Origin of the sequence: Vreelandella alkaliphila (assembly GCF_016107625.1) — a bacterium.
Classification (GTDB): Bacteria; Pseudomonadota; Gammaproteobacteria; order Pseudomonadales; family Halomonadaceae; genus Vreelandella; species Vreelandella alkaliphila.
In genome coordinates this window covers 35,491-55,628 of record NZ_JABASV010000011.1, presented here as the reverse complement: position 1 = coordinate 55,628, position 20,138 = coordinate 35,491, and the positions used below count along the sequence as shown (strand labels likewise).

The window sequence follows — 20,138 nt, the reverse complement described above, 5'->3', positions numbered from 1 at the left end:
GTCCATGCCTGCTCACACCTTCGATGTGCCTTTTGTTCTCGGCATGATGCGTCTGCATGAAGCACCAGAGATGCACCAGGCGAGCTATCTCGCCGACTGGATCGAAGCCCGTACCGAGCAGGGGTTGCACTGGTTCGACCATGCCGACATTTACGGGAACGGTGCGTGCGAGACGCTGTTTGGTCACGCGCTAAACACGCGTCCCGGACTGTCGAAACGGCTTAAGGTGGTGACCAAAGCGAGCATCGCCAACGATAACCCAGCCCACGGCTCTGGCAAGGTGAAACACTACAACGCCAGCCCGGATTATCTAAGCCGCGCCATCGACAATGCACTTAACCGCCTTAGCGTCGAGCGGCTAGATCACTTTTTAATTCATCGCCCTGACTTATTAATGAACGCAGAAGCGACTGGCCGTGCCCTTGATGACGCTATCGATGCAGGCAAAATTGGCGCTGCGGGCATTTCTAACCATTTGCCAAGTCAGTGGCGTAGGCTGCAAAACGCCATGCACCACCCTTTACGTGCCAACCAAATCGAACTTTCCATTAGCCATAACGCCCCCCTGTTTGATGGTAGCTTTGATGATCTATGCGCCGACGGCCATTGGCCGATGGCCTGGTCACCGCTAGCGGGCGGCACACTAATGCAAGGCGACGTCGGTAACGTTCTTAACCGCGTAGCTCGAGAGCAAAACGGCACCTCTAACGCGTTAGCGCTGGCTTGGCTGCGGTCACTGCCTGGTCGGCCGATTCCCGTTGTCGGCAGTGTGAAGCCTGAACGTATTGGTGACATGCTCGACGGGCCTGAGACGCTCTCAAGAGAGACATGGTACGAGCTGTTAGAGGCCGCGCGAGGCCACTGCGTCGCGTAACCCCTTCATCAATTAATAATATAATGACAAGGAATGACTTATGACGCCGGTGATTGCTTTCGGTGAAGCCTTGGTTGATATGTTATCCAGCCGCTTAGGCGATGACACTGGCCAAGAAACCTTCACGCCTTACGCGGGAGGCGCGCCTGCTAACGTCGCGGTTGCCTGTGCCCGACTTAACGTACCCAGCCAGTTTTTAGGCATGGTGGGTGACGATACGTTTGGTCACTTCCTGATTCGTGAGCTGAAAAGCCATGGCGTAGATACTCAGGGCGTAGTATTGACCAAAGAGGCACGCACTGCGCTGGCGTTTGTTTCCCGGGACAGCAGCGGCGAGCGCACGTTTGATTTTTATCGCCCACCGGCGGCCGACCTGCTTTATCGCTTAGAGCACCTGCCCCACGGCGTGTTTGAACAATCGGCGATTGTTCACTTATGCAGCAACAGTTTGACTGATCCTGAGATTGCCGACACCACCTTAGCGATTGCCGCTATGGCAAAGCGCGCAGGCTGTTTAGTCAGCGTGGATGCCAACCTCCGCCACAATCTGTGGACCGAAGGGTCAGCCGACCTCTGGCTGGTAACCGAGCTATTGGATTGCGCCGATCTCGTTAAAGTCTCACTGGAGGAGCTTGATTATCTTCGTGGCGGGCATTCTCAGGAAGCGTGGCTATCTCAGCGGCTAGCCGCCGGGGTAAAAGTAATTTTAATCACCGACGGCCCTAACAAGGTGGTGCTGAAAGGTGTTGGCCTTGACCACACCATCACACCGCCCCAGGTGACCGCTGTTGACACTACGGCTGGCGGTGATGCGTTTATTGGCGGCCTGCTGGCTGAGCTTTCACGGCACGGCATTGATGAGAACTGGTACCAGGACAGTGCCTTTCTAACCCGAGCGGTGGATATTGCCTGCCGCTGTGGTGCTCACGCAGTAACACGCCCAGGCGCCTACGCCGCACTGCCGACCCATAGTGATATTGAAGCGCTAAGAAATACGTAACGTCTGTAGCAAAAAAGGGCGTGCAACAGCACGCCCTTAACTATGTAATTACACGCTAAATCCCACTAATGCGCTACCGCTTCTTTACTCGACACCACACTGCCACCGAGCAACCCTGCACTGCCTTCCAAGACGTTGACCTCAATCGAGCCTGTCGTTTGGGTTGTAAAGCTCACCTGGGTAATCGCTCGTTGTTGCGTATCACCGTTCACCAGGATCTCCAGCGAGCCATGATCACACCACCACTCTAGCGTGATCGTTAAACCATCAACGCTGCCCGCTGCATGGTCACAGGCGAAATGGTCATCGAAAGCTGCTTGTCCGTTCACGCCGTTACGCGTGTAGCGAAGTGCAACGTCCTTTTCTACCGCTTCAAGCGTAAGCTGTTGATGATCTCCTTGCTGAAGCGACAATGCCACTCGGCTGCCAGCCGTTAAGGTCAGTTCAAGCACACCACGACTTACCGGTGGCAACGAGGTTAAGACGCTATATTGCCCAACACCCAGCATCGCCTGTGGCGGGATAGTATGCGGTACGGCTGTCAGCGCCTCATGGCACTCGCTGGCGATACGTTGGCAAAGCTGAATGCCGCTCGATGTCGCACGCAGGGTTAACTCTCTGGGCAGACTCATCATTCCCCGCCAGCCAGCTTCAGGCGCATGATTGGCATACTGCCAATTATTCAGCCAAGCCACGGCTAAACGGCGCCCCGAAGTATTCGACCAGCTCTGCACAGCGTAAAAGTCACGTCCTTCGTCCATCATCATGACGTCATCAGGCGAGTGGTCGTTAGTAAAACGCTGGCCGTCGAACTCGCCCACAAAATATTGCGTGAACGAGCCAAAGGCATTATCTGGCGTAGCCCCAATGCCAACGATTAATACCCAGCGGCTAGATAGCTGCCCATTGCTAGCGCCTTCCACTGGCAGCTCGAACAAATCGGGGCACTCCCAAGGGTGCTGAGTATGCACGCCGTGGCCCTCGCCAAACGCACTGGCAAACTGCCAGTCCAATAGGTTTTCCGAGGTGTAAAAATGAATTTCCTGCCCACAAGCCAGCGCCATTACCCAACGCTGGGTAGCGGCATGCCACAACACTTTTGGGTCGCGAAAATCTTTAAACCCTGGCGCGGGTAGCACTGGGTTATTGGCGTACTGATGCCAAGTGCGCCCCTTGTCGCGGCTATAAGCCAAACACTGTGACTGCTCATAATCTTCAGGATCATCGGAAAGCACTCGGTGGCAGGTATAAAACGCTAGCAGCCCCCGCTGGCCGTCAAACAGGCCCGTCACATCATGCTCATCCACGATGGCACTACCTGAAAAACACGCCCCTTGGGCGTTTGGCATCAGTGCAATAGGTAAGTGCTCCCAACGGCAAAGATCGGTGCTTACCGCATGCCCCCAGTGCATGGGCCCCCATACCGTGTCGTGGGGATGGTATTGATAAAAGAGATGATACTCCCCTTCGAAATATACAAGCCCGTTGGGGTCATTCATCCAGCCAGTAGGCGGCGTAAAATGCAGCGTTGGCCTAAGAGGAGTAAATTTGACGAGATTCAATGTAAAAAACCCTGACTTAATCGATTAAGTTGAGGCTATCACGCTTTTTCCCTCTCTGCCCTACGCCGTTAGGTGGAGCGCATAAAAAAGCCCGAGCATGGCAATATGCTCGGGCAAATGACTTACCCACACGACCCGATATCAGTGGGGCAAGTAACGAGAGTGCTCGTGTCGATTTACATCGTATTCGTTAGTGGTGAAAACGCTCAGCGGCCTGACGGGCCAGCTCGCGAATACCGTCCCAATCCTCTGCTTCAACCATGGCTTTCGGCGTTAGCCAAGAACCGCCTACACACATAACATTGGGTAGTGACAGGTAGGTTTCAGCGTTATCAACCGTGATACCGCCGGTTGGGCAAAAACGTGCTTCGGGAATCGGCGCGCCAAAGGCTTTAATGGCTTTGGCACCACCACTGGACTCAGCTGGGAAAAACTTGAAGCGGCGATAGCCGTACTGCCAGCCTGTCATCAGCTCAGAGATCGTTGATACGCCGGGCAACATCGGCACCGGGCTCTCTACGCCATAGCGATAAAGCGCTTCTGTCGCGCCGGGTGTCACTACAAAATCCGCACCTACCTGTTCAGCTTGGCGGTATTGCGCGGGCGTTAACACGGTACCTACACCGATGCTGGCTCCCGGCAGCGCTTCTTTCATGCGTTTAATTGCTTCCAGCGCGCAGTCGGTACGCAAGGTAATTTCCAACACGCTTAAGCCACCTTCAACCAAGGCGCGACCTAGCGGTACCGCATCTTCAAGACGCTCAACGGTAATCACCGGAATGACCTCAGCCTTTAAGCAAATGCTGTCAAGCTCGGCAGTGCGCGTTGAGGGTAGCTGTTTATCGATTGTCATCAGTGAGTCTCCAAGCAGGTGTTACTGGCAAACGTTTATTGGCGAAAGCCCAGGCGTTACGGCGCCCAGTAGATCGCTAACGGGCAAGATAAAAACGCGCGAATAGGTAGCTTACGGACATCATCACCATTCATGGCGTTTGCCAATACGCTGCGCTTATCATCGCCAGTAATATGTAAAATATGTCGATGCGCCTGATGCAGGCGATCTGCTGAGAAAGTAATACGCGGCTGCGGCTGACTAGGCGTGCGTACCGCGACAAGCGGCTCATCGGTAGAAAGCGCTAAACCTAGTTCTAGGCTGTCGGGGAACAGCGACGCCGTATGGCCATCGCCGCCCATTCCCAAGATCACAACGCTGGCGGGCCAAGGCAGAGATGCCGTGCGTTTGGCAACCTCATCAACCCCCTCTTCCGGCGTCGAGGCATCTGAGGTTAGCGGTACGAAGTTGGCGTTCGCAGCCGCTCCTTGAAGCAGGTTTTCGCGCACCAGCTTGGCATTGCTATCGCTACTTTCCTCACCCACCCAGCGTTCGTCGGCCAACGTGATATCAATGCGCTCCCAAGGCAGCGGTTTGGCTGCCAGCGCTTTAAAAAATGGCACCGGCGTAGAGCCACCCGAGACGACTAGTAGCGCGCGCTCTTGGCGGCTCAAGTCTTCGGCCAATGCCTGGAAGACCGCTTCAGCCAGCTGTTGTGCTAGCGCTTGACGTGCTTCGCTCATATTAATAATCCTCGTACCAACTGCGGCCATCTTGGGTAATCATGGCGATGGAGGCGACCGGCCCCCAAGAGCCTGCCGGATAACGGCGCGGCGGTGTTTCGCGGGCTTTCCAACCGTCGATGAGCTGGTCGCACCAACGCCAAGCGTGCTCAACTTCGTCGCGGCGCACGAACAGATATTGTTGGCCTTTCATGACTTCCAGTAGCAAGCGCTCATAGGCATCTGGGATACGTGATTTGGGGAACGCGCTGTTAAAGTCCAGGTGCAACGGGCCAGGGCGCAGGCGCATGCCTTTATGCAAACCGCTGTCTTTGGTGAGCACCTGAAGCGCGATCCCTTCATCCGGCTGCAGGCGAATGATCAGCTTGTTAGACGCAATCCCCCGCTGATCAGGATCAAAAATGTAGTGCGGCTGCTGGCGGAAGTGGATCACGATTTGGGACAGTTTTTCAGGCATGCGCTTACCGGTACGCAGGTAGAACGGCACACCCGCCCAGCGCCAATTTGAAACCTCGGTTTTCATTGCCACAAAGGTTTCGGTCTGGCTCTGGGTATTCGCCCCTTCTTCTTCCAGGTAGCCGGGTACCGGCTGACCATCGTTGGTGCCCGCGGTATATTGCCCACGTACTACATCACGTCCCAGAGCCTCACCGGTAAACGGCTTTAGGGCTTTCAGCACTTTTACTTTCTCATCACGAATCGCGTCGGCATCCAGGTTGGAAGGCGGGTCCATGGCAATCAAACATAGCAATTGGAGCAAGTGGTTTTGCACCATATCGCGCAGCTGCCCGGCATCATCGAAGTAGCCCCAGCGCCCTTCAATGCCGACCTTTTCTGCAACGGTAATTTCTACATGGGAAATATGGTTCTGATTCCATTGCGTCCCGAACAACGGGTTAGCAAAGCGCAGCGCAATCAGGTTCTGTACCGTTTCTTTACCTAAATAGTGGTCAATACGGTAAATACGCGACTCAGGAAAAACGGCTCCAATAGCGTCGTTAACTTCTTCTGATGACACTAGATCGTAGCCGATGGGCTTCTCAACGATGACCCGCGTTTGCTCATCCAGGCTGCCACTCGCCTCAAGGTTGCGGCAAATATCGCCGTAGATCATTGCGCCAACGGATAAATAAACCACCATGGGGCGATCAGAGCCTTCGCGCCATTCACGTATTTGCTCAAAACCCTCAGCTTTTTTGAAATCCAGCTGGCAATAGTCAAGCCGATTTAGAAAACGCTCGAGACTCTCTTTATCCTGCTCATCTTTTTTTAGCCGCTTTTGCAGCGCGCCGCTGACCAATTGGCGGAATGCAGCGGTGTCATGCGCTTGACGTGCCAGCCCCATAATCCGCGTGCTTGCGGGCATTAAGCCCTCACGGTCAAGGTGATAAAGCGCAGGAAACAGCTTGCGCATCGCAAGATCGCCCAGCGCCCCAAACAGCGCTAAATCGATAGCGTGTTTCTGATCGCCCAGCGGGGAATGTGACTGGCTCATCTCAGCTCCTATTTATAATTAGATGATCTAATGTAGTTAGATTACCTAAAATCTATCTGATATCGGGCATTATACGCAACATTACATGTAATTTTACTACAAAAAAATAGCGTTGCCTCCCCAATTACGTCTTTTAACGTTATTTACGTCTCTCTTTAAGTAGTGCCGTCTCTGAGCAGTACCGATGCCGACACCTAACGTTATACCGCTTTATTGTTACCTTTCATTCCACTCTACGCCCCTTGGATACGCCATCGCTACGCCCCTTGAGGATGAGGTGACGTTGCGCGTAATTGGCGACGCTGGCACTGACTAAAGCGCTGCTCATCAAAATATTCGCAGCACTCTACGACAACAACAATGAGGTATTTACATTATGGCAACGTCTCGCCCCATTATGATGCCACTGTTAGCCGCCACGCTGGCTGCCAGTGCCGCTCTTCCCGCCGTTGCGTTTGAGGACGATCGCCTGACTATCTGGATGGGTGATAATAAAGGTCAAGAAGGCATTCGTGAGGTTGCCGAGCAGTTTCGTGAAGAAACAGGCATCGAAGTGGAGGTGGTATTTCCCGATAACCTTACCGACCGCTTTCAGCAGGCGGCAGGAAGTGGCCAGGGGCCGGACATCGTCATCTGGGCTCACGACCGCATGGGCGAGTGGGCACAAAGCGGCTTATTGAAACAAGTCGCCCCAAGTGACAGCTTCCGCGAGGCGTTTTACGACTTCACCTGGGAAGCTGCGCTGTGGAATGGTGAAACCTACGGCTACCCGATATCGGTAGAGTCACTGGGCCTCATTTACAACAAAGCCCTGGTAGAAACACCGCCAGAAAGTTTTGCCGAGCTGATGGAGCTTGACGAAACGCTCTCTCAAGACGGAAAAAAGGCCATCTTATTTGATTACAGCGAGCCGTATTACGGCTGGACCTTACTAGCGGCCAACGGCGGCTACCCTTTCAAGCAGACTGACAGCGGCTATGACGTCAGCGATATAGGCGTTAACAACGAAGGTGCCTTACAAGGGGCAGAACTGCTGGTTGAGCTGATCGAAAGTGATGTACTCCCCCGCGGCACTAATTACAACTTGATGGACACCCGCTTTAACCAGGGCGAAGTGGCTACCATGATTAGCGGCCCATGGGCCTGGCCGAACCTGGAGCGTAGCGGAATTGATTACGGCGTCGCGTTACTGCCGAAAGTGGGCGATGAACGAGCTAAACCCATGTTTGGCGTGATGACGGCAATGATTAACTCCGCCACACCCAATGATTTTCTCGCCGTGGAGTTTTTAGAAAACTACCTGCTTAGCGAAGAGGGCATGCACACATTCAACAGCGACGGGTCACTGGGAGCGGTCGCCCATATCGATTATCAGGCTGAGCTTGCTGATAACCCTAACATTGCCGCGACGCTTGAAAATGCCGAAGTCGGTATGCCCATGCCAAATATTCCTGAAATGGGTGCTTTCTGGGCAGCCATGGAGCCCGCCCTGCAAAACATCGGCAGTGGCCGCCAATCGCCCCAAGAAGCGCTGGATGCCGCTGCGCGGCGTATGCGCCAGTAAGCTTTTTCTGCCCTTCTGCCCGGTAGCCAATGCCACCGGGCAGCTTTCAGGATGTCACTATGTATACCACTAACGCCTCTCGTGGCCTTCCCCGCCACCGCTCTCGCCATCTCACCGAACGTTACACCCGCTGGACACTTCGCTGCGTCATTGCCACCTTGGTAATCGCGCTGTTATGGCTGGTAGTCGCCTTCCACCTTAATGGCCAGTGGATGTTCGCGCTGCTGTTTCTAGTGCTGGGCGCCTCGCTGGGCGTGGTGTTTACCAAACGCACGTTAATGAGCCACCGGTATATTTTTCCTGCCGTGGCGGGGCTGGGCGTATTTGTTATTTTCCCGCTGCTTTACACCATCGGCATTAGCTTTAGTAATTACAGCTCAAGCAACTTGTTATCGGAAGAGCGCGTGCGCGGCCAGTTGATGAGCCAAACCTATCAACAGGAAGGCAACGCGTTTGAGCTAACGCTTTACCAAGCAGGTGAGCTTGTCCGCTTATACCTGGAAAACAGTGAGGCAGACACGCCCCAGCGCTTCGTTTCTTCACCGCTCAACTTAGCCAACCAAGAGACCCGTCAAATAGGTATTCAGGCAGTAGACGCTTCGCCTGCCCAAGAGCCACTGGAAATGCGCGCTATTATTCAGGCACGTGATTCTCTGCAAGGGCTTAGGCTGCTGACACCTGATGGCGCGGAGCTGCGTATGGCAGGGTTACGCCAGTTTGCTCCTATGGTAGATCGCTATGAAGCTCGTGAAGACGGCTCGCTTTATGATCGCCGCGATGACCGCGTTCTTACCCCCGACCCCGCTAGCGGATTTTTTGTCGCTGATAACGGCGAAAGAATCACGCCGGGATGGCCAGTCAATGTAGGGTTTACCAACTATACGAAGATATTCACCGATCCCGACATTCGCGGTCCCTTCATGCAGATCTTTGTGTGGACCTTTGTGTTTGCCGCACTGACGGTGGTCTTCACCCTGGCCGTTGGCTTTGTGCTGGCGTCACTGTTGCAGTGGGACCAACTCAAGGGCAAAGCCGTTTATCGCACGCTGTTAATTCTGCCTTACGCTGTGCCCGCCTTTATCTCCATCCTGATTTTTAAAGGCATGTTTAACCAGCACTTCGGTGAAGTGAACATGATTCTGGACACGCTGTTTGGTGTTCGGCCAGAGTGGTTCACCGACCCGTGGCTGGCGCGCTCCATGCTGCTGATTGTTAATACGTGGTTGGGCTACCCCTATATGTTGCTGCTGTGCATGGGGCTAATCCAAGCCATCCCCCAAGATCTCTACGAAGCCTCGGCGGTAGATGGCGGAGGCCCTATTACCAACCTGTTCAAGATTACCCTGCCGCTGATCATTAAACCGCTAACACCACTATTGATTGCCGCCTTTGCATTTAACTTCAATAACTTTGTGCTAATTGCGCTATTAACCGGCGGTAACCCCGACATTTTGGGCGCCAGCACCCCAGCAGGCACCACCGATCTATTGGTCAGCTACACCTACCGCATTGCCTTCCAGGATGCTGGACAGAACTTTGGGCTGGCAGCCGCCATCGCAACGCTCATTTTCCTCTTGGTCGCGGGTATGTCGTTGCTTAATTTGCGCCTTTCCAAGGTTAAGGTTTAGGAGGTTACTCATGGCCATGGTTCAACCGCGTTCTGTGGGCGCGCGCCGCTTGGGCGCTCACCTTGCACTGATCTGCTTTGTTTCGCTGATTGTCTTCCCGCTACTGTTGGTGATTTCAATCTCATTTCGCGAGGGTAACTTTGCCTCTGGCAGCTTAATTCCCAATAATTTCTCGTTGGAACACTGGTCACTAGCACTGGGAATTCCCTGGGAACGCCCAGATGGCAGTATTGTACAGCCACCCTTCCCTGTGCTGTTGTGGCTTTGGAACTCAATAAAAGTGGCAGTAGTTTCTTCGGTGCTGATTCTAATGTTAGCGACGACGAGCGCTTACGCCTTCGCACGCATGCGCTTTAAAGGCAAAGAACCGCTTTTGAAAGGTATGCTGATTTTCCAGATGTTCCCAGCCGTACTGTCGCTTGTGGCGCTCTACGCCCTGTTTGATCGACTGGGACAGTTTGTTGGCTGGTTAGGCATCAACACCCACGGCGCGTTGATCGTGGCATCACTGGGCGCAGTCGCGCTGCATATCTGGACCATTAAAGGCTACTTTGAGTCGATTGATGGCTCGCTGGAAGAAGCGGCTATGGTCGATGGTGCCAGCACTTGGCAAGCGTTCCGCTACATTCTGCTGCCGCTGTCGATTCCCATTTTGATGGTGGTTTTCATTCTGGCTTTCGTGATAAGCATCATGGAATATCCCATGGCCTCAGTACTGCTGGTGGATGAGCACAAACTCACCCTGGCGGTAGGTGCCCAACAATACCTTGCCGACCACAACCAGCGCTGGGGCAACTTTGCCGCTGCTGCTGTGCTTTCCGGCCTGCCCATTACCGTTGCGTTCTTGGTCTGCCAACGCTGGATTATTGGTGGATTAACCGCTGGGGGCGTCAAAGGCTAGATTCCTGGATTTAACCACTAAGTGCAGCACTCCCGATTCCTCGCTTGAGCACCTTGCTCGTCACCGGCTCTATTGATGGGGCCGGTTTTTTCATCATTGCATTCATTACTTGAGTATTTTTTAGAGAAATTTTACGGACTTTTTGCGCTTACCATGGTGTTATATCGCGATAAACATTAGGGCAATTTAAGAGCGGATATATGACCATCTTTCCCAGCGGGATTTACTATCGAGACGCTTACCGCAATTGGGCACAAATATTTAAAATCATGGCAGTGTTATGGTTAGTGCTTGCCATGTTTATGACACTGCCTTGGATTGTTCTGGTTATTGAAAAAGATCCTGACGCTCCCGCGTTCGGGATGTCGCTTCTCATTATTCTGAGCGCCACGCTGATCACTTGGTTGCTAACCCGCCGAGTATCGCTGGAGCTGAAGCCCTGGCAAATGTTTATATTGACGGCGGGCAGCTGGATCAGTATCAGCTGTTTTGCCAGCCTTCCGCTTATTTTAGGTGCGCCCCAACTTAGCGTCACAAATGCAGTCTTTGAGTCGGTCTCCGCGATTACCACCACCGGGTCAACCATATTATCTGGGATCGAAGATTTATCCGACGGCCTAAAGCTGTGGCGGGGCTTAATGCAGTGGATGGGTGGTATCGGCATTATCGTCATGGGCATCGCTATTCTGCCGTTTCTTAAAGTAGGCGGCATGCGGCTATTCCATACTGAATCTTCGGATTGGTCCGATAAAGTAATGCCTCGTACGGGAGGTATTGCAAAAGCGACGCTAACTATCTACGTGGGGCTGACACTACTGGCCATGCTGAGCTATTGGGTCGGTGGAATGCTGCCGTTAGATGCCGTGGTTCACGGAATGACATCACTGGCGACCGGTGGCTTTGCGAACTCTGACGCCTCGTTTGGTGCCTACTCTGAGCAGCCGTGGTTGGTATGGATGGGTAGCTTTTTTATGCTGAGTGGTGCGCTACCCTTTGTCTTATATATTCGCTTTATTCGTACCTCCCGCAGCGCACTGTGGAAAGACCAACAGGTGCGTGGTTTGTTAAAACTGCTGCTAACAGCGATTTTAATTCTTAGCGCATGGCGCGTTTTACAAGGCGATGATTGGTTTGTCTCGCTCACCCACGTCACGTTTAACGTCGTTTCGGTTGTGACCACCACTGGCTATGCATCCGACGACTATACGCTGTGGGGTTCATTACCTATCGCGGCGTTCTTCTATCTTACGTTTATGGGTGGCTGTAGCGGCTCTACTAGCGGTGGTATGAAAATTTTCCGGTTCCAAATCGCTATGCTGATGCTGCGTAACCAATTGCGCTACCTGATTCACGCTAATGGTGTTTTTACAACGCGCTATAATCAGCAGCCGGTGACCAATGATATTTCCCGCAGCGTAGTGGCCTTCTCTTTCTTCTTCTTTATTACGATTGCAGTGCTTGCCTTGAGCCTTTCAGCATTGGGATTGGACTTAGTCACTGCCCTTTCCGGTGCGGCCACTGCAGTGGCGAATGTAGGCCCGGGTCTCGGTGACACCATTGGCCCGGCAGGTAACTTTGCAACACTACCCGATGCCGCTAAATGGCTACTGTGCCTCGGCATGTTAATGGGGCGCCTGGAGATTTTAACGGTCGTGGTGCTGCTCACGCCGATGTTCTGGCGACGCTAACCTTTTTAGAGCGGCGCTACGCTCAAGGGCGCAGTGCGGCTTCTACCAATAATCGATACCCGACGCCTGCTTCTGTTTGAAGCAGGGTTGGTGTTTGTGGGTCATCCCCCAATTTCTGCCTTAGCCGGCTGATCACGATGCGCAAATAGTGCGTATCATCAACATGCGTTGGCCCCCAAATTTCTTTTAACAACTGGGTCTGGGTAACGACTCGCCCGGCGTAGCGGCACAGGCGCGCTAACACAGCGAACTCTTTCCGCGTTAAATGCACATCGTCTTGCTGTAGTGTGACCCGCCTTAGCTCCAGATCAATCGCTAAACCCTGACTGACATAGTAACTCGATGTTTGCTCTCCCCGAACTTTCTGGGCCAAGCGCAATACCGCTCTTATACGCGCGAGTAACTCTTGAATGCCAAAGGGCTTAGTAACGTAATCGTTGGCACCGTTATCCAACGAAAAGACTTTCTCTTCTTCTCGATCACGAACAGATACCACAATGACCGGTACGGTACTGTGCTCACGTATACCCTGCAGTACTTCGTGGCCGTCCATATCAGGCAAGCCTAAATCGAGCAGCACGACGTCAGGGGCTTGGGTATACACCATGGCTAACGCCTGCTCGCCATTCTCTGCTTCCAATACTGCGTAGCCCTGAGAGGCTAAACTGATACGCAGAAATCGCCGAATCTGCTGCTCATCATCAACAATTAGAATGCGACCGCTGCCTTCACTCTTCATCACCCCTCCTAATATCTGCACCTAACAGTGGCAGCGTTATAATAATCGCGGTACCTCGCCCACTTTCGCCCGTACCGGCCATAATAGTGCCGCCATGGGCACCAATCATGCCACGACATATGGCCAAACCAAGGCCGCTGCCATGAGCACTTCTATCGCCGTCGCCACCGCTGTAAAACATATCGAATACCTGCTCGCGTAGCTCGGGGGAAATACCAGGGCCTTGATCTTCAACAGTAATCACCAACGTTGCGGGATCACCTTCAGTGAAGTGCGCCTTTATGCTCAATTCACCCCCTGGTGGTGAAAAACGTTGAGCGTTATCCAAGACATTCACCAACGCTTGTTCTACCAGCGCAGGGTGGACATAAAGTAGCGGTAACGAAGGAGGCCAGGACTTGCGGACAACGACATGCTTAAGTGACTGACCCAAGCGTTTGAGCGCTGAATTAATAACGTCGTCAAACGCTACCCAGTCTCGCTCAATTTTTAACGTGCCGTGACCTAGCCGGGTCATATCCAACAAGTTTTGTATGTATCGATTGAGGCGCTCACTTTCGGACAAAATGCCATCAAGCAGCTCACGTTGATCGCTATCGCTTAGCTGCGGTTTGAGTTCAATCAACGAACTGGCTGAGCCAATAATAGAAGAGAGTGGTGTACGTAGGTCATGAGACACCGATGAGAGTAACGCAGAGCGCAGACGTTCGTTCTCTTCAGAGACACGGGTTGTATTCAGCTCTGCCACTAGTCGGGTGCGCTCTAGCGCCATACTAAGCTGACGCACCAGCGTATCCATTAACGACTCGCGCTCGTAGGTGAGCGCTTTTAGGCTTTCCGACAGTTTAAGCGCCAGCATCCCTACTTTTTCTCCCTGCACTGTCAGGGGTATCAAGCGCCAAGCCTGTTGACTCAGGGTGTCTGTGCCTTGACCACTGGGCTTTTGATGCTGCCAACTCCACACCGCCGCTTGCTTAGCGGTCATGTCCAAACGCACCGAATCCGGCAGCGCATGCACAACTCGCACTTCATTCGCGCTTTCGGCGCTTTCAATAAATACCGTGGGCACCGCAAAGCACTGCACCAATGTATCAACGCCAATTTTTGCTGCACTGGCGCTGTCTGTCGCGGTTGATAGCTGTTCGGCATAACGCAACAAAAGCTGGGTCTGATCGCGGCTAGCACGCAGTGCAATTAAACGCCGCCTCCCCCTACCCGCTAACTGCCCAACCACCACGGCTACGAGCAAGAAGAACACTGCGGTCAGCAGTTGCCCACGCTCTACCATGGCAAAGGTTAGACGTGGCTCGGTAAAGAAGAAGTTAAATACTAAAAAGCTCGCGATGGCACTGAACATCGCCATGGCGGTACCCGCCCATACGGCACTAAACAGTACGGCCACTAAAAACACTAATGATAAGTTGGCCAGCTCAAGCCAGGGCTCTAGCATGACAGCCACCCCTAAAGATGCCGTCACCGCCAAGCTAGTGGCCAGTAATTGGGGAGGACGCAGTTTCCAGCCATGCCGCCATTTATTGGCGCGTTGTTTCACAGCCCCTTTAGCCACTACAACAATATCGAACGCTTCGGCATGCGCCATCAAGCGTTGGGCCAGTGGCCGTGACCATTTCCACCAGCGACGCTTCGCTTCGCGGCCGACCACAATGGTGGTCGCGTTAATTGAACGTGCATAGTTGAGAACTTCGCTTAGCTGACTATGCCCTTGTAAACGTATTGAATCGCCACCCAGCCGAGTAACCAGGCTGAAAACTTGTTCAATGGCCAGTTGCTGCTCTGGGGAGGCAATTCCTTTATCAACATAGACCGCTCGCCATACCGCCAAACGCCGCTCTGCCATCCGATGAGCCGCGCGAACCAGCGATACGTCGTCTTCACTTCCATTAATCACCACCAGCAGGTGTGGCCTTACCGGCCAGGGGCCTGCCCTACCACCAGCATCCATTGCCACTTTAACATCAGCATCCACTCGCTCGGCCATGGTTTGAATTGCCAGCTCACGCAGCGCGTTGAGATTGGATTCATTAAAGTAACCTTCCATGGCAGCACGGGCTTGTTCGGGTATATAGACTTTGCCACGCCTTAAGCGCTCAAGGAGCTCGTCGGGCGTTAAGTCAACAAGCGATACGTCTCGGGCGCGCTCTAACAGCGCATCAGGCACCGTTTCGCGCATGCGAATCCCAGTAATCCGCGCGACATCATCATTCAAACTTTCGAGATGCTGGACGTTAACGGTTGTCCACACGTCAATACCTGCATCCAGCAGCTCTTCAATATCCTGGTAACGACGCGGGTGCCGACTGCCGGGGATATTACGGTGGGCAAGTTCGTCCACCAGCAAAATAGTGGGACGCCGCGCCAGGGCGGCATCAATATCAAATTCATAGAAGGTTCGGCCATGGTGCTTTAAAGGCGCTAACGGAAGCCGTGCCACCCCATCACACAAGGCTTCGGTATCAGCGCGACCGTGTGACTCCACCACGCCAATGACAATATCTTCACCTTCCTCTGCCCGTTCACGGGCGGTGCGAAGCATGGTGTATGTTTTACCGACACCGGGTGCGGCTCCCAGAAATACACGCAAACAGCCGCGCGCCTCTCGGCGCGCGGCTTTTAGCAATGTATTGGGATCGGGTCGCTGATCCGCTGAATACATTGGTTTACTCCATGGTGTCTGAAGCCGTCGGGGTGACGGGTGCTGGGGTTAATGGCGCTGCGGTGGTTGATGATACTGGAAAACGATCATCCAAACTGACATTCAGCCGCAACACATTCACCACCGGTGAGCCCAGCCAGCCTGTATTTTCAAGTGCTTGATCAATTAGCGCCGTCACAGTAGCTTCGTCGATTCCACGTGCTTGCGCTACTCTGGCAACCTGTAGCTCAGCCGCCTCGGGGGAGATATGCGGGTCGATACCGGAGCCGGATGCGGTAATCAGATCAACAGGGATTTGATCGACACTTACGTTTTCACGTTGAGCAATGGCATTTGCATCTGCCTGGGCACGCTCGCGCAGCGATACGTTACTCGACGCCAGATTAGAACCTGAGACGCCACCTGCGTCATTGCCCGCCGCTGATGGGCGACCAATAAAGTACTCATCGCTGACAAACGTCTGAGACACTAGGCTTGACCCAACCACCCGACCAGAGGCGTCTCGAACTAAACTCCCTTGCGCCTGCTCGGGGAATAACCAGCCGCCCAGTGTTGTGGTAACCAACGGGTAAATTAGCCCCAGAAGAACTGCCATTACCACCATAAAGCGAAGTGCATTGCCCCAAGAGGCCTTTGCCTGCAGCACATCGTCATTCGCAGCGATCTGGCGTTTCATATCTACATTCATCACGTTTCTCCTAGATAAATAACGCAATCAGCATGTCGAGAAGCTTGATGGCGGGGAATGGCAGTAGCAGCCCACCCAGGCCATAAATCAGCAGATTTCGACGCAACAACTCCGTCGCCGATGCCGCCTTCACAGACACACCGCGCAGGGCAAAGGGAATCAATGCCGTAATGATTAATGCGTTGAATAGCACCGCCGCTAGCACCGCCGTGGTCGGAGAGTGCAAATTCATAACGTCGAGTACGCCAAGCGCAGGGAAACTGGCGGCAAACAGCGCTGGCAAAATAACAAAGTATTTAGCCACATCATTCGCCAGCGAGAACGTCGTCAGCGCACCTCGGGTAACCAGCAACTGCTTGCCAATTTCCACCGCACTAATCAGCTTGCCAGGATCAGAGTCCAGATCCACCATATTGGCCGCTTCACGGGCTGCCTGGGTGCCTGAGTTCATTGCCAACCCTAGATCAGCTTGAGCAAGAGCGGGAGCATCGTTAGTACCGTCACCCACCATGGCAACCAAGCGACCACTGGCCTGCTCTTCGCGAATCAACGCTAGCTTGCGCTCTGGCGTGGCTTCAGCAATGTAGTCGTCCACGCCCGCCGTCGCGGCAATAGCCGACGCCGTAATCGGGTTGTCGCCCGTAATCATTACGGTTTTGATACCCATGGCACGCAGTTCAGCAAACTTCTCCGCGATACCGCTTTTAATCACATCAGACAGCGCCACCACGCCCAAAATCTGACTGCCTTCTGCCACCGCAATGGGGGTTGCGCCATCCCGTGAAATACGCGCAATGACCTGCTCGTAATCGCTGGGTATGTCACCGCCCTGGGCTTTTACCCATTCCGCAATCGCGTTCGGTGCTCCCTTACGCAGCTTTTTACCGCTGGTCAGATCAACGCCTGACAGGCGTGTTTCAGCACTGAACGCTTCAAAGGTTGCACCATCGGCTTCTTGTCTAAGCTGGACATCGACGCCCTGCTCAGTGGCTAGCTCCACGATTGAACGCCCTTCCGGCGTAGGGTCTTCCAGGGACGTTAAAAACGCCACGTCACGGACTCGCTGACGCGGAATCTGTTGGCAAGGAGCAAACTCCGTCGCACGGCGATCGCCAAGCGTTATCGTGCCGGTTTTATCCAGCAGCAAGGTGTCGATGCTGCCAGCAATCTCGACGGCTTTACCTGATTTAGCCACCAGGTTAGCCCGCATAGCGCGCTCCATACCCGCAATACCGATAGCAGGCAAGAGGCCACCAATAGTGGTCGGAATTAAACACACCAGTAATGCCACGAGCATAACCGTGGAGGTTTCAACGCCCACGAAAGCCGCCATGGGTACCAAGGTGACGACCACGATCAAAAACACCAGCGTTAGCATTGCCAAGAGTACCGACAGCGCCAACTCGGAAGGTGTCTTCTGACGGTTGGCACCTTCTACCAAGGCAATCATGCGATCTAACAACGATTCGCCAGGGTTAGCGCTAACTTCAATAATCAGATGATCCGACAGCACTTTGGTCCCGGCACTGACACCGCTGTTATCAGTGCCCGCCTCACGCAGTACGGGCGCAGATTCACCGGTGACAGCCGACTCATTGATCGAGGCAGCCCCTTCAACGATATCGCCATCGGCGGGAATCAGCTCCCCCGCGACAACCTTCACACGATCGCCTTTGCGGAGAGAGTCGGCCGTTACATTACTCGTCGTACCATCAGCGTTCAGCTTAACCGCCTTCAGCTCTCCCTTGGTTTTACGCAGCGCCCCAGCATGGGCTTTACCACGTGACTCTGCCAGCGACTCGGCACCCGTGGCGAACAGAACGGTGGCCAGCAATAACAACGCTATAGCCAACGCAAAACCGCCATTTTCTCCCTGGGCGAAAGCAATGGGCGTCAGCCCAAAGCACACTACGGTACCAATGGCGACCACGGCCATCACGGGGTTTCGCGCAAGTTGTTGAGGCGCAAGTCCTTTCACAGCCCCAGCGACGACCTGGCCAATGGGTAGCGGACGACGCGGCTGTTTAGCAAGCTCAGTATGTGACATCTCGTTTCTCCTAGAAGCCTTGCGTCACGGCTTCAGCAATCGGGCCAAGCACTAACGCCGGTAAGAAGCCCAGCAGGTTAACAATCACAATGACACCGGCGGTCAATCCCATAAATGCCGGGCTATCCATCGGCAAGGTGCCGCGTCCCGCGGGTGCAGTGCGCTTCGCTGCCAGCCATCCGGCCACCGCTAATGGCACCAGCATGGGAAGGAATCGACCGACCATCAGGGTGATAACACAGGCAAGGTTCCACCACGGCGTATCATCGCCAAGCCCTTCAAAACCAGAGCCGTTATTGGCAAATGCAGAGGCAAATTCGTAAAGCACTTGGGTTAGGCCGTGGAAACCAGGATTTGAGGTTCCAGCAGCGTTCGGCATCGCTACGGTAAGCGCGGAGAGGCCAAGAATGACTAACGGCTGTACCAGGATCGCTAGAGAGATCCAGCGCATTTCACGGGTTTCTAGCGGTTTGCCAAACAGCTCAGGCGCTCGACCGACCATCAATGAACCAACAAAAGCCGCCAACATCAGATAGAGAAAGAAACCGATAAGCCCAACACCGATGCCGCCAAAGGTGACGTTCACAAACATATCCATCAACACCATCATGCCGCCCATGGGGTTGAAGCTGTCGTGCATGGCGTTAACGGAGCCGTTCGATGTTTGTGTCGTCCAACTGCCCCACAAAGCGGAGAGATCGGTACCAAAACGCAGTTCTTTGCCCTCCAGATTAGCGCCGGGCTGGGAAAGCTCGACAAGCGCAGCATTCGGCATACGTTCCGAAGAAACCACAACCGAGGTGGAAATCAGCGAAAACGTCAGCATCACAGCACCAATACCCATCATTAATCGGCGTCGGCCACTAATAAGTGCGATGGCAATCAGTAATGCGAAGGGAATGATCGTCAGCGAAGCGGTTTCAATCACGTTGGCCAACGGCGTTGGATTTTCAAGCGGAACGCTAGAGTTTGGTCCATACCAGCCACCACCATTGGTGCCTAGCTGTTTGATCGCAACCATTGACGCAACCGGCCCTAAGGGAATCGACTGCACCTCTTCCACTTGCGAATCCAGCATCTCCACCTGATGCGCCGCTTGGTAGCTAGAAGGTACTCCTTGCGAGGTCAGTAACAACGCCACCACTGCTGCCAGCGGCAACATAACGCGCACTAACGTGCGGGTCATATCATGATAGTAATTGCCAACCCCTTTTACCGTTCCCGCAGGCCGAGCCACTAGCAAAGTACGCGCTATGGCGACTAGCACAGCGAGCCCCGTAGCGGGGGTTAAAAACTGCAGCGTTACAATGGCAAAGGTTTGGCTTAGGTGGGAAAGCTGCGCCTGGCCCGAGTAGTGTTGCTGGTTAGTGTTGGTGGCAAACGATACCGCCGTATGCAGCGCTGTATCCCACTTCATACCAGGTATGCCGTCAGGATTCAGGGGCAATAAGCCCTGACACATAAACACCAGCCATGCCAGCAGTATCAAGCCTACATGCAGTTTCAGAATAGCTAGCGCATATACTTGCCACGTCATTACGCTTTGACTATTAACGCCTGCTAATCGATAGATAGGCGTTTCTATCACTCTGAATAGCGTGTCGATTCGACTGGGCTGAGTACTTAGCGCGCGGGCAATGTATATCCCTAGTGGCACACCAAGTAATGCCACGATGGCATAAATGGCGATCATGTCGTTCATA

The 20,138-nt window shown here is 53.8% G+C and carries 15 protein-coding genes; 6 read left to right on the top strand and 9 right to left on the bottom strand.

All coding sequences use genetic code 11. The annotated features are described in order from the left end of the window. Window positions 1-4: 4 nt before the first annotated feature. Both JFC11_RS15525 and JFC11_RS15520 read left to right on the top strand, forming a co-directional pair. A complete protein-coding gene (locus tag JFC11_RS15525; protein WP_198349922.1) occupies window positions 5-874 on the top strand; it encodes an aldo/keto reductase in 870 nt (289 codons plus the stop codon). Between the two features lie 40 nt (window positions 875-914). After that, on the top strand, window positions 915-1,874 hold the full coding sequence (locus JFC11_RS15520) for a carbohydrate kinase family protein (protein WP_198349921.1): 960 nt from the start codon (window positions 915-917) through the stop codon (window positions 1,872-1,874). A 65-nt stretch (window positions 1,875-1,939) separates the two neighbouring features. On the opposite strand, the gene JFC11_RS15515 is transcribed toward JFC11_RS15520, so the two are convergent. The 4 genes from JFC11_RS15515 to zwf form a co-directional block, all read right to left on the bottom strand. Further along, the gene (locus JFC11_RS15515; protein ID WP_232482937.1) at window positions 1,940-3,436 is read right to left on the bottom strand and encodes a glycoside hydrolase family 32 protein; all 1,497 of its coding nucleotides are present in this window, start codon (window positions 3,434-3,436) and stop codon (window positions 1,940-1,942) included. 190 nt (window positions 3,437-3,626) lie between these two features. Continuing rightward, window positions 3,627-4,289, bottom strand: coding sequence for a bifunctional 4-hydroxy-2-oxoglutarate aldolase/2-dehydro-3-deoxy-phosphogluconate aldolase (locus JFC11_RS15510; protein ID WP_038483316.1), 663 nt, complete (start codon window positions 4,287-4,289; stop codon window positions 3,627-3,629). A gap of 56 nt (window positions 4,290-4,345) precedes the next feature. Then, entirely contained in the window at window positions 4,346-5,011 is a 666-nt protein-coding gene (gene pgl, locus JFC11_RS15505; protein ID WP_095604277.1) for a 6-phosphogluconolactonase, read from the bottom strand. 1 nt (window position 5,012) lies between these two features. After that, window positions 5,013-6,506: a glucose-6-phosphate dehydrogenase gene (zwf, locus tag JFC11_RS15500; RefSeq protein ID WP_089037965.1), complete on the bottom strand. Its 1,494-nt coding sequence runs from the start codon at window positions 6,504-6,506 to the stop codon at window positions 5,013-5,015. Between the two features lie 376 nt (window positions 6,507-6,882). On the opposite strand from zwf, the gene malE reads away from it, so the two are divergent. The 4 genes from malE (at window position 6,883) to JFC11_RS15480 (ending at window position 12,287) form a co-directional block, all read left to right on the top strand. Then, on the top strand, window positions 6,883-8,070 hold the full coding sequence (malE, locus tag JFC11_RS15495; protein WP_198349920.1) for a maltose/maltodextrin ABC transporter substrate-binding protein MalE: 1,188 nt from the start codon (window positions 6,883-6,885) through the stop codon (window positions 8,068-8,070). A 59-nt stretch (window positions 8,071-8,129) separates the two neighbouring features. Beyond that, on the top strand, window positions 8,130-9,698 hold the full coding sequence (malF, locus tag JFC11_RS15490; protein ID WP_198349919.1) for a maltose ABC transporter permease MalF: 1,569 nt from the start codon (window positions 8,130-8,132) through the stop codon (window positions 9,696-9,698). Between the two features lie 10 nt (window positions 9,699-9,708). Continuing rightward, window positions 9,709-10,599 carry a maltose ABC transporter permease MalG gene (gene malG / locus JFC11_RS15485; protein WP_198349918.1) on the top strand — a complete coding sequence of 297 codons (891 nt, stop codon included), beginning with the start codon at window positions 9,709-9,711 and terminating at the stop codon, window positions 10,597-10,599. Between the two features lie 200 nt (window positions 10,600-10,799). Next, on the top strand, window positions 10,800-12,287 hold the full coding sequence (locus tag JFC11_RS15480) for a TrkH family potassium uptake protein (protein WP_198349917.1): 1,488 nt from the start codon (window positions 10,800-10,802) through the stop codon (window positions 12,285-12,287). A 22-nt stretch (window positions 12,288-12,309) separates the two neighbouring features. Here JFC11_RS15480 and JFC11_RS15475 read toward each other — a convergent pair whose 3' ends face one another. From JFC11_RS15475 to kdpA, 5 genes are read right to left on the bottom strand one after another with little or no spacing between them, the layout of a single operon-like run. Further along, window positions 12,310-13,026, bottom strand: coding sequence for a response regulator (locus tag JFC11_RS15475; RefSeq protein ID WP_095604281.1), 717 nt, complete (start codon window positions 13,024-13,026; stop codon window positions 12,310-12,312). Further along, window positions 13,016-15,700, bottom strand: a complete 2,685-nt coding sequence (locus tag JFC11_RS15470; protein WP_198349916.1) for a sensor histidine kinase — start codon at window positions 15,698-15,700, stop codon at window positions 13,016-13,018. Before JFC11_RS15470 ends, JFC11_RS15475 begins: the two co-directional genes overlap by 11 nt. A gap of 4 nt (window positions 15,701-15,704) precedes the next feature. Continuing rightward, window positions 15,705-16,388: a potassium-transporting ATPase subunit KdpC gene (kdpC, locus tag JFC11_RS15465; RefSeq protein ID WP_232482936.1), complete on the bottom strand. Its 684-nt coding sequence runs from the start codon at window positions 16,386-16,388 to the stop codon at window positions 15,705-15,707. Window positions 16,389-16,398: 10 nt separating this feature from the next. Beyond that, the gene (kdpB, locus tag JFC11_RS15460; RefSeq protein WP_198349915.1) at window positions 16,399-18,435 is read right to left on the bottom strand and encodes a potassium-transporting ATPase subunit KdpB; all 2,037 of its coding nucleotides are present in this window, start codon (window positions 18,433-18,435) and stop codon (window positions 16,399-16,401) included. A gap of 10 nt (window positions 18,436-18,445) precedes the next feature. Next, the gene (gene kdpA, locus JFC11_RS15455) at window positions 18,446-20,137 is read right to left on the bottom strand and encodes a potassium-transporting ATPase subunit KdpA (protein ID WP_198349914.1); all 1,692 of its coding nucleotides are present in this window, start codon (window positions 20,135-20,137) and stop codon (window positions 18,446-18,448) included. Window position 20,138: the final 1 nt, after the last annotated feature.